At 34.5% G+C, this 11,477-nt stretch carries 7 protein-coding genes; 6 read left to right on the top strand and 1 reads right to left on the bottom strand.

Going from position 1 to position 11,477, the window contains the following annotated elements:
* The first annotated feature begins 14 nt into the window (after positions 1-14).
* The 6 genes from DEU40_RS05775 to DEU40_RS05750 all read left to right on the top strand — a co-directional run bounded on the left by DEU40_RS05775 (position 15) and on the right by DEU40_RS05750 (position 8,787).
* Complete coding sequence (locus tag DEU40_RS05775; RefSeq protein ID WP_062672824.1) at positions 15-602, top strand: thymidine kinase; 588 nt, start codon at positions 15-17, stop codon at positions 600-602.
* 203 nt (positions 603-805) lie between these two features.
* Entirely contained in the window at positions 806-3,253 is a 2,448-nt protein-coding gene (locus tag DEU40_RS05770; protein ID WP_110008960.1) for a bifunctional UDP-N-acetylmuramoyl-tripeptide:D-alanyl-D-alanine ligase/alanine racemase, read from the top strand.
* A 2-nt stretch (positions 3,254-3,255) separates the two neighbouring features.
* Positions 3,256-5,415, top strand: a complete 2,160-nt coding sequence (locus DEU40_RS05765; protein WP_110008959.1) for a patatin-like phospholipase family protein — start codon at positions 3,256-3,258, stop codon at positions 5,413-5,415.
* Positions 5,416-5,419: 4 nt separating this feature from the next.
* On the top strand, positions 5,420-5,839 hold the full coding sequence (gene ybeY / locus DEU40_RS05760) for an rRNA maturation RNase YbeY (protein WP_034694045.1): 420 nt from the start codon (positions 5,420-5,422) through the stop codon (positions 5,837-5,839).
* 147 nt (positions 5,840-5,986) lie between these two features.
* Positions 5,987-7,849 carry a tRNA uridine-5-carboxymethylaminomethyl(34) synthesis enzyme MnmG gene (mnmG, locus tag DEU40_RS05755; RefSeq protein ID WP_110008958.1) on the top strand — a complete coding sequence of 621 codons (1,863 nt, stop codon included), beginning with the start codon at positions 5,987-5,989 and terminating at the stop codon, positions 7,847-7,849.
* Positions 7,850-7,965: 116 nt separating this feature from the next.
* Positions 7,966-8,787 (top strand): class I SAM-dependent methyltransferase, encoded by an 822-nt coding sequence (locus tag DEU40_RS05750; RefSeq protein WP_110008957.1) that lies wholly within the window; start codon positions 7,966-7,968, stop codon positions 8,785-8,787.
* A 1,341-nt stretch (positions 8,788-10,128) separates the two neighbouring features.
* Here the strand turns inward: DEU40_RS05750 and DEU40_RS05745 are convergent.
* Entirely contained in the window at positions 10,129-11,319 is a 1,191-nt protein-coding gene (locus DEU40_RS05745; RefSeq protein ID WP_110008956.1) for a phosphoglycerate kinase, read from the bottom strand.
* Positions 11,320-11,477: the final 158 nt, after the last annotated feature.

Here is an 11,477-nt window from a genome sequence, read left to right as displayed (position 1 = left end):
GGCTAATTTAACAAATGTTTTTAGAAAATACAATTAATCATTCCAAACAAAGTGGTTGGATGGAAGTAATTTGTGGCTCTATGTTTTCCGGTAAAACCGAGGAACTTATCCGCAGATTGCGAAGAGCGGAAATGGCAGGACAGAATGTGGAAATTTTTAAACCCAAAATGGATGTACGGTATTCTGAAGAAGATGTAGTTTCCCATAATCAGAATAAAATCCGCAGTACAGCAGTAGAAAACCCTAATGAAATTCTTCTGCTGGCTTCCAATTGTGATGTAGTAGCCATTGATGAAGCTCAGTTTTTTGATGAAAGCATTGTTGATGTTGCCAACCAGCTCGCCAATAGCGGGATCAGAGTCGTTATTGCAGGATTGGATATGGACTTTTTAGGCCGTCCGTTCGGGCCAATGCCAAATTTGATGGCAACTGCAGAGTATGTTACAAAAGTGCATGCTATTTGTAAGAGAACCGGTAATCTTGCCAACTACTCGATGAGAACTTCACAGGGAGATAATCTGGTGGAACTGGGAGAAACAGAAAGTTATGAAGCAGTAAGCCGCCGTGTTTTTATTGACGAAGTACTTTCAAAAAGAAAATAATCGGATAAAGCAGACGACGAAATCACTAAATTGTAAAACTGTTTGCTATAAACCGTAAAATATATTCACTAATATAAAATGAAAAGCGAAAAAGCTACACTGTAAAATATTTAAAAAGGAAAAACCGGATGATGTCATAAATCTTAGCCCTTTTACTATTTTACCTTTTTGCCGTTTCGCTAAAAAAAGCAGAAAGGGTACCAATGAATTATACAGTACAACACATTGCAGAGATCACCAATTCACAGTTCATTGGTGACGGAAGTTTATTGATCAAAAATATAGCATACGACAGCAGGATTATTTATTCTATCAAGAATACAGCTTTCATTGCGATCAATACTCACAAAAATTCCGGTGAAAAATTTATTGAGTCTGCAATGGACAAGGGAATCAATGTCATTATTTCTGAACATCATTATCCGGCGTTTGAAAATATAACCTGGATCATTGTTGAAAATTCTGTAGAATTTCTTCAAAAGTTAGCAAAGTATCATTTTGAACATTCTCATTTACAATCCATCGGGATTACGGGAAGTAATGGTAAAACTATATTAAAAGAATGGCTCTATCAATGTCTGTGGAATGAATTTCCTACAGTGAAAAGCCCTAAGAGTTTTAATTCCCAGATCGGCCTTCCGCTGTCTCTTCTTCAAATCAACAATTCTCATCAACTGGGAATTTTTGAAGTGGGAATTTCAAAACCGCATGAAATGGAAAAACTTGAAAATATTTTCCACCCTCAGATCGGACTGCTCACGCATATCGGAACTGCTCACGCGGCCAACTTTTCTTCCGAGGAAGAATTGATTAATGAAAAAATTATTCTTTTCAAAAATTCTGAAGTGATCATTTATAATGGAGATAATTTTTTGGTTGATCAAAAAATTAAAAAATCCTATTCTGATAAAAAATTAATTGCTTACGGTTTTAAAAAAGAGAATCAGGTTTTCATCAAAAACAATATTTCCAAAGATGAAAACATCATTGTTGAATATTTGGGTGAAGAAATCAGTTTTCCTGCGCATCAGAGAGACGAAGCGACATTAACCAATGCTATGGCGCTTATCTCCGTGCTTAAGGAACTGAATATCGAAAATAAAAAGATCGTTGAAAAAATCAACCTTTTAAAAGCCGTTGAAATGAGGCTTGAAGCCATTGAAGGAATTAAAGGCAATATTATCATCAATGATTTTTTTAATCTTGACCTCGACTCTTTGAAGACTGCCCTGCAGTTTTTGAATGAATACAACAAATCTAAAAAATCACTGGTCTTAACAGATATTGTAGGAGTAAACTCCAACGCCAAAGAATTATATGAAGAAGTTTCTGAACTGGTGAATGAGCAAAATTTTGACTCTGTCTTCTTAATTGGTGATGAAATATCAAACTTTAGTGAATTATTTAAAACTAAAACATATACTTTTATTGATACTAAAGAGCTCATTGAAAGCAAACATCTTACTGAAATAGAAAATCAGATTATTCTGCTCAAAGGAGCCAGAAAATTTGAGATCGAAAAACTGAAAGATATTCTTGAACTCAGAAAGCATGATACGGTATTGGAAGTAAACCTTAATGCAATTCTTCACAATATCAACTATCATAAATCATTGCTGAAACCGGGAACTAAAATGATGGCAATGGTGAAAGCCAACGCTTACGGGCTGGGAAGCTTTGAAGTATCAGAATTTCTTCAGCATCATCATATAGATTATCTTGGGGTAGCCTATGCAGATGAAGGTGTAGAGCTCAGAAAAAAAGGAATCACTACTCCTATTATTGTGATGAATCCCGAACAGCACAGTTATCAGACAATTATTGAATACAACCTTGAACCTGAAATCTACAGTTTCAGAGTTTTGGAATTATTCTATGAAGCGGTTCAGAAATCCGGATATGATAAGAAGTATCCAATCCATATCAAGTTGGAAACGGGAATGCACCGTCTTGGTTTTAAAGACTTTGAGCTGGATCAATTAAACGAAACTTTAAGCCATAAAAATGTAAAGGTTCAAAGTATGTTCAGTCATCTATCTTCTTCTGATATGCCTGAAGAAAAAGAATTCACTTTAAAACAACTGGAGGTTTTCGAAAAAAATTCCAGCTATCTTATTGAAAAATTAGGCTACACTCCTATACGCCACATCCTGAATTCAGCAGGAATCACAAGCTATAAAGATCATCAGCATGACATGGTAAGAATTGGTATCGGAATGCTTGGAGAATCTGCAGATCCTGAAATTCAGAAACAATTACGATCTGTGGTAAGCTTTAAAACCGTAATTTCACAGATATCAACCGTTGAAAATGGTGAATCTGTAGGCTACAGCAGAAGATATAAAGCAGATCATCCTACAAGAATTGCAACGATTCCTGTAGGATATGCAGACGGAATTCCAAGACTGATCGGAAATCAGGTAGGAAATGTCGGAATTAATAAAACACTGGCACCCATAGTTGGAAATATCTGCATGGATATGATGATGATTAATGTAGACCATATTCCCAACGTAAAAGAAGGTGATACCGTAACTGTTTTCAACGCCAAACCAAGCTTAAAAGAATTCGCAGGATACTGCAAAACGATAACCTATGAAGTATTAACCTCCATTTCCCCGCGGGTGAAACGGATTTATATAAAAGATTAACTATGAGAAAACTCCTGATTCTGCTTTTCATATTCCCACTGTTATTGATCCATTCTCAGGTAAAAAAAAATCTGGTAATTCCGAAGAATCCAAAAATAGGCCTGTCTCTGGCCGGTGGCGGAGCCAAAGGATTTTCACATGTTGGAGTTCTTAAAGTGCTGGATTCATTGGGAGTGAAAGTGGATTACATTTCCGGAACGAGTATGGGAGCCATCGTAGGCGGATTGTACGCCGCAGGCTATTCCGGAAAAGAAATAGAAAAAATAGTCATGGATACGGATTTCTATTCTCTGATTATGGATCCGAAGTCCCGGCAGGAAGCAAGCTTTTTCAACAAATCCGTAGACAAATATCTTTTATCCATTCCGCTTAAAAACGGAAAAATTACACTTCCCTCTTCCATCAGCACCGGCCAGAGAAACGTTTATCTTCTGAAAGAACTTTTCAAAAACGTTTCCAATATTGAAGACTTTTCTAAAATGCCTATCCCATTCCTATGTGTTGCCACCAATCTTGAAAGCGGAAATATGCAGATTTTTGAAAAAGGAGATCTCGTACAGTCTATTATGGCAAGTTCTGCGTTTCCTTCTTTAATGGATCCCGTAAAAATTGGTGACAGCATTTATATAGACGGAGCAATGACGGTAAACTATCCGTCAAAGCCTCTAAAGGACAAAGGAATTGACATCGTCATTGGTGTGGACCTTAATCAGGATCTTTCTAAAAGAGAAGATTTAAACAATATTATAGCCATTCTGAACCAGGTCATAGATTTCGGTATCAAAAGAGATACCCGAAGACAATACAGATATACAGATATCAATATTAAACCCAATCTGAAAGGAATGTCCGCTACAAGCTACGATGATAAAAAGAAAATTCTCGACAGCGGATATGTGGAAGGTATGAAATATTCCCAGGTATTAGACCAACTGCCAAAGAGATCATTTGACCGTCTCAGACAACAGGTGAACCCTATATATTCCAATGTTTATAAAATAGACAGTATTTCCATTGAAGGAAGCAAAATTTATGGTAAAAACTACACGCTGGGAAAAATGGGATTACGCCTTCCCTCTTTGCAGACCTATGGAAGCATTAATAAAATGATAGATAAACTTGTTGCTACCAACAACTACAAATTTATCAATTATGATATCGTTCAGGAGAATGACGCCAACTATCTGAAGCTTTACGTGACTGAAGATGATGCCCGTCATTTTTTAAAATTCGGATTACATTATGACGAAGTTTTTAAAACAGGACTTCTTTTGAATTATTCTGCCAAAAGACTTTTATTCAAAAATTCAAACCTTTCGGTGGATCTTGTTGTAGGAGACCGTCTCAGATATTACCTTAATTATTTTGTAGATAACGGATACATTCCGGGAGTTGGTCTCTATTCGTCAGGAATGAGCTTTGATATAAAGAATGTAGATAATTATGTAGTAGACCGCTGGGAATGGATCAGAAATGAAGCTTATATACAGTCTACGTGGAAGGATAAATTTGCCATTGGCGGCGGTATTAGCCACGATTATTTTAAAGCAGAAAACAGCAATGGAGATAACAGGCGATACAGCCGTTTTCTGAATCCTTATGTTTTTATTAAGACCGACACTCAGGATGATAAGGAATTCCCTACAAAAGGGGTTTATTTTGCAGCAGAAGGAAAGGTTGTAGATCTTTTAAAGTCTGAAGTTGATAAAAGAATTATTCAGATCAAAGCGGACCTTAAGCTTAATATTCCGCTTAGCAAACAATTCAGCTATCGTCTCAATCTGTTTGGAGGAGTTACTATCGGTGAAAACCTTCCAGGCTATTACCAATACAGATTAGGCGGAATTTTTGAGCAGAATCTCATCAATTTTAAAAGCTTTGGTGGATTTTATTTCGCCCAGTTGTATACAAACAATGTAATACTGGCATCAAATGATATCCAGTTTAAGTTTAATAAAAACTATTTTATCAGCGGAAACTTTACCTTTGCCAACTTATCAAACGATATCAAGTTTGAAGATGCAGTTAAAGTAAATTATAGCTCACTGGGAATTACAGCTGGTTACAAATCTCCTTTCGGGCAGATAAAAGTAAACTTCAGCCACTCCCTAAAAAATAACCAAAAAGGTATATTCAGTGTTATTTTAGGACACTGGTTTTAAAAAAATGATACAGTTCTTTTACGAAAACTTACCAGAGTCGGTAAGTACAGATTACAAAAAATGGCTGGAAGATCTTATTCTTTCAGAAGGAAAAAAATTAGGAGAAATCAATTACATTTTCTGTGATGACGAATATCTTCTTAAGATTAATCAGGATTATTTGCAGCATGATTATTATACAGATATCATCACTTTTGATTATGTAAAAGGTAAGACAATAAGCGCTGAGATTTTCGTATCTTTGCAGCGCATTTCTGATAACGCCTCTACCCTTTCCCGAGATTATGAAGAAGAATTAAGAAGGGTTTTAGCCCATGGTATTTTACATCTTGCAGGCTATAAAGATAAGACGGAAGAGGAAGAAAAAGAGATGCGGAGAATGGAAGATCTGTACCTGGATAAATACAGGGATTTAAAGTTTTAAAATTGAAGAATCACTTAAAGTCCCATATCTAAAGTACTCTATTCTAGCAACAATATGAGTTTACCTAGAGTGCATTCTCCAAAAATGTTTCACGTGAAACATTGGTTATAAAGATAAGGTTTAAAGCTTAAAACAAGCGAGATAAAAATGATTTCAGAAATATATGATGTAATAGTAGTAGGTGCAGGACATGCAGGTTGTGAGGCAGCAGCAGCAGCAGCTAACCTGGGTTCAAAAACACTGCTTATTACAATGAATATGCAGACCATCGGACAGATGAGTTGCAACCCGGCAATGGGCGGAATCGCAAAAGGACAGATCGTAAGAGAGATTGATGCAATGGGAGGATATTCCGGAATTGTGGCAGACAAATCTGCGATCCAATTCAAAATGCTGAATCTTTCAAAAGGTCCTGCGATGTGGTCTCCGAGAACCCAAAATGACAGAATGCTTTTTGCCGAAGAATGGCGTTTAGCATTAGAGAATACTCCCAATCTTGATTTCTTTCAGGATATGGTGAAACAACTGATTGTTGAAAATAATAAAGTAGCCGGAGTGGTTACTTCTTTAGGAATTGAGATTAAAGCAAAATCTGTAGTTCTTACAAACGGAACTTTTCTTAACGGATTAATCCATGTTGGAGATAAACAATTAGGAGGAGGAAGAATGGGTGAACCAAGAGCTTTTGGAATTACAGAACAACTGGTCACTTTAGGTTTTGAGGCAGGAAGAATGAAAACCGGTACTCCACCGAGAGTAGACGGAAGAAGTTTGGATTATTCAAAAATGGAAGAACAGAAAGGAGATGAAAATCCTCAAAAGTTCAGCTATCTTGATACACCAAAACTCACCAAACAACTAAGCTGTCATATCGTATATACTAATGAAACGGTACACGATATTTTAAGAGAAGGCTTTGACAGAAGTCCAATGTTTAATGGAACGATTCAAAGTTTAGGCCCAAGATACTGTCCAAGCATTGAAGATAAAATTAACCGTTTCGCAGAAAGAAACAGACACCAGCTTTTCGTAGAACCGGAAGGATGGAAAACTGTGGAAATCTATGTCAACGGATTCAGTTCTTCTCTCCCGGAAGATGTACAGATCAAAGCGATGAAACATATACCAGGATTTGAAAATGTAAAAGTTTTCCGTCCGGGTTACGCTATTGAATATGATTACTTCCCTCCTACCCAATTGAAACATACGCTGGAAACTAAATTAATAGATAATTTATATTTCGCAGGACAGATCAATGGAACAACCGGATATGAAGAAGCAGCTGGCCAGGGATTAATTGCCGGAATCAATGCACATAATAAAGTACATAAAAAAGGAGACTTTATTTTAAACAGAGATGAAGCTTATATTGGAGTATTGATTGATGACTTAATCACAAAGGGAACTGAAGAACCTTACAGAATGTTTACTTCACGTGCAGAATACAGACTCCTTTTAAGACAGGATAATGCCGATATCAGATTAACAGAAAAAGCATATCAGCTAGGACTGGCAAAAGAAGACAGATTAAGACGCGTCGAAACTAAAGTATCTGAAAGTCAATCACTTGAAGAATTCCTTCGAGAAACTTCTTTAAAACCAGGTATTATTAACCCTGTCCTGGAATCTATCGAAAGCAGCCCTGTTGATCAGGCGTACAGAGCAGCACAAATCCTTACCAGACCTAATATGACGTTAGAAAAACTGGATGAAATCGATTTTATTAAAGAAGTTTCTACCCAATATAACGATGAAGTAAGAGAGCAGGCTGAAATCAATATCAAATATAAAGGTTATATTGAAAAAGAAAAGGAAAATGTAGCTAAGCTGAATCGTCTGGAAAATATTAAAATCCCTGAAGATTTTGATTACACAAAGCTTTCCAGCCTATCTGCAGAAGCAAAACAAAAGATGTCTAATGTACGTCCGAAGACTATTGCACAAGCTGGAAGAATTAGCGGGGTTTCCCCTGCTGATATCAATGTTTTATTGGTTTATTTAGGTCGTTAATAAAAATGTTTCACGTGAAACATTAAAAAATAAAAAACAAAAATTAAGGTATTTATAAGCGTAAAACACTTCTGAATATCTTAATTTTTTTATCATACTAAAGATATTTACTTACAATGAAAATAAAAGATCATTTTCTTTCACAGGAAATATTTGAGATTAAAGAGACTGAAACAAAAGGAGTTTTTAAAACCACTCCTATTCCATCCAATATTTCCAGATATTATGAAAGTGAAGATTATATTTCCCACCATCAGGATTCCGGAAGTTTGAAGGAAAAGCTTTATAAATTTCTTCAATCATTCAATCTTCAGTACAAAAAAAATATCCTGATAGACAGAATAAAAAAAGGATCAAAAGTTCTGGACTACGGATGCGGTGCAGGAGAATTTGTAAAATATATTGAAAGTGATTTTGAAACCTATGGATTTGAACCGGATTCTGATGCCAGAAAAGCAGCACAGGGAAAAATAACCAAGGCTTCTATTTTAGATGATATTCATAAAATTGAAGGTAACACCTTAGATGCTATTACACTATGGCATGTATTTGAACACATCGAGAATCAGGATGAAATGCTTACTGCTTTTCATGAAAAATTAAAAGAAAAAGGAATTCTTGTCATTGCAGTTCCCAACCCTACTTCCTATGATGCGAAACATTATAAAGAATATTGGGCCGCTTATGATGTTCCAAGACATATCTATCATTTTTCAAAAAAAGGTATGGAAAACTTGATTTCTAAAAATCCCGACTGGAAAATGAGAAAGATTAAACCTTTGGTACTTGATTCATATTATATCTCTATGTTGAGCGAAAAATACAAAAAATCACCCTTATTTTGGCTAAAAGCAGTGATCTTTGGAACAATTTCCAACGTAAAGGCGTTATTTTCGAACGAATTTTCAAGTTTGATATACATTATCGAAAAAAGATAGAAAATTGATTTTTGACCTATTTATGAAGGTCAATTTTTAGCAAATTTAGCTAGAAAAATAAAAAACTCAGGATTTTTTCTCCTGGGTTTTATTTTTTTATATCTATTCAATCAATAATTTCTTTACCAACTTTAAATGCAATTTTTAATCTGATTATCTTTTTATTAAAATTAACACACCTATCCCCTACCCTATTTTTAAAATATTCAAAGAGGATAATGCATAATCTTTCTTAAGCTGAAAATTATACCTGAACATTATACAAGCTTCTTAAAAAGCATCAAAAGAAAAAAAATATAAAAAAGAGAATTATAAAATAAATTTTCACAAAAACAATAGCATTTCCTACTAAAAATAAATCAGTATATAAATTCCCGGAAAAAACCAGAAAATCGATTTTAAAGGTATTTATTAAGGTCAATTTTTCAGTATCTCAGACAAAATAAAAACCAACAGTCAGACAAGACATTTTTTCAAATTGATTCAAAAGATGCAGGAAATGAAAATAAGAACTGCCCTACCCTTCTCATCAAGAATAATGACAAAATATAAAAATATCAGAAAACAATAAAGTGAGTTTGTAAAATTTTATCAGAAATTAATTCTTAAAAAAAATTCAATGCTAAAAGTATTTCAAAAAACTACCTAATTTTTTCTTACAATAATGTATCATACGAAAAGCTGGTAACTTGTTCATTTTATAATACTTAAGGAATAATCAAAGATAAATCAAACCATTTAAAAAACAAAATTAATAAGCTTATTTATTGAAATTCACTAAATTACAAAGTATTCACACTTATATGAAATAAATTAGATATAAAATATTGTTTTAAAATAACTATCAGATTGTTTTAAGCAAGAAAAAGTAAATCTACCCTATTTCAAAAATAAAATCTATAAGTTCAGTAATAGGTTACCTACACCTATGAAAAAACTACCTGAAAAATAATCTCAAAATAAAAAACTATCAAAACTGCTTTTAAAATAGAGATCTTCAACCAGGTAAAATTTACCAGAAAATTGATGAATAAAATTCATTAACCTTTCTACTATTTCAAAATTACAAAGCAAAAAAATGAGCCTATGATCTCCAAAAAGTCTGTTTAAAGAACAGAAAAAAACACTAAAATTACGGAGATATAAAGGAAGATTCTGATAAGAAAAAATACTTTAAAAGCTTAAGCAGTTGAAAGAGAATTCAACTTAATCACATATAACTATAAGTTATATCTATAATACAATGGAAATACCGATCAATAAAGGATTTTCTATATATTTCAGAAATAAAAAAAGCCTGCTAATTATATTAGCAGGCCTTACAATATCTTATCTTTTCTATTAATTATTGATGGCAGCTACCCCTGGTAACTCAAGTCCTTCAAGACTTTCAAGCATTGCTCCACCGCCGGTAGAAACATAACTTACCTGATCAGCATATCCGAATTGCTTAACAAAAGCAACACTGTCACCTCCTCCAACTAAAGAGAAAGCACCAAGTCTTGTTGCTTCAGCAATACTCTCTCCTAAGGCAACTGTACCACCAGCAAAATTTGACATTTCAAAAACCCCGATAGGTCCGTTCCAAAGAATAGTTCTTGAATTCAACAATACATCATTAAACTGATCTCTCGATTTGTGACCCGCGTCAAGTCCCATCCATCCTTCAGGGATTGCATAGATGTCAGCTTCTTTTCTCTCCACATCATTATTAAAGCTTTCAGCAATGATAGCATCAGAAGGAAGATATACTTTTACTTTATGTTCTTTAGCTTTTCCTAAAATCTCAAGTGCCAAAGGAAGCTTATCTTCTTCAACAAGAGAATTACCAATTTTTCCGCCAAGTGCCTTAATAAAAGTAAATGCCATACCTCCACCAATGATCAGATTATCTACTGCAGGAAGAATATTTTCTATAATGGTAATTTTAGTTGAAACTTTAGAACCTCCTAAAATAGCTGTAACAGGTCTTTCCCCACTTTTCAAAACTTTATCGATAGCCTGGAGCTCTTTAGCCATCAATAAACCGAAATATTTAGTTGATGGAAAATACTGAGCGATCACTGCTGTGGAAGCATGAGCTCTGTGCGCCGTACCAAATGCGTCATTTACATAAGCATCTCCTAACTTTGCAAGTTTCTCTGCAAATGCAGCATCCCCTTTTTCTTCTTCATTATGAAAACGTACATTTTCCAATAATAAGATTTCCCCCGGTTTTAAATCGGCAGCTGCCTGCTCTGCTTTCTCTCCGATACATTCATCCACAAACTTTACTTCCTGTCCTAAAACAGAAGAAACTTCGCCTACAATATGTTTAAGGGAAAATTCATCTTTAACCTCTCCCTTAGGTCTTCCAAGGTGCGTAATTAAGATGACAGAACCACCATCATTAAGGATTTTCTCCACTGTAGGTTTCACAGCAACAATTCTTGTATTGTCTGTCACTTTCAGTTGATCATCCTGCGGAACATTGAAGTCCACTCTTACCAGAGCCTTCTTATCTTTAAAATTAAGATCATTGATTGTTTTCATAAATAGATTTATTTTTTGCTAAGCCTTATGAGACCGTCCTGCAGAAATCCGTTTTAGCTTTTGGTAAAATCTCGCAAGAACAATTTCATAAATCTCATTGAATTTTTGTTTCACAAATGTAAGGTTTTAAACTTTTTCAACAGTTTGATTAAAATAAA

This window comes from Chryseobacterium sp. AG844 (genome assembly GCF_003182335.1).
Taxonomy (GTDB): Bacteria; Bacteroidota; Bacteroidia; order Flavobacteriales; family Weeksellaceae; genus Chryseobacterium; species Chryseobacterium cupriresistens.
Note: the sequence above shows the minus strand (reverse complement) of the source record. Positions and strands in the feature narration are given on the sequence as shown.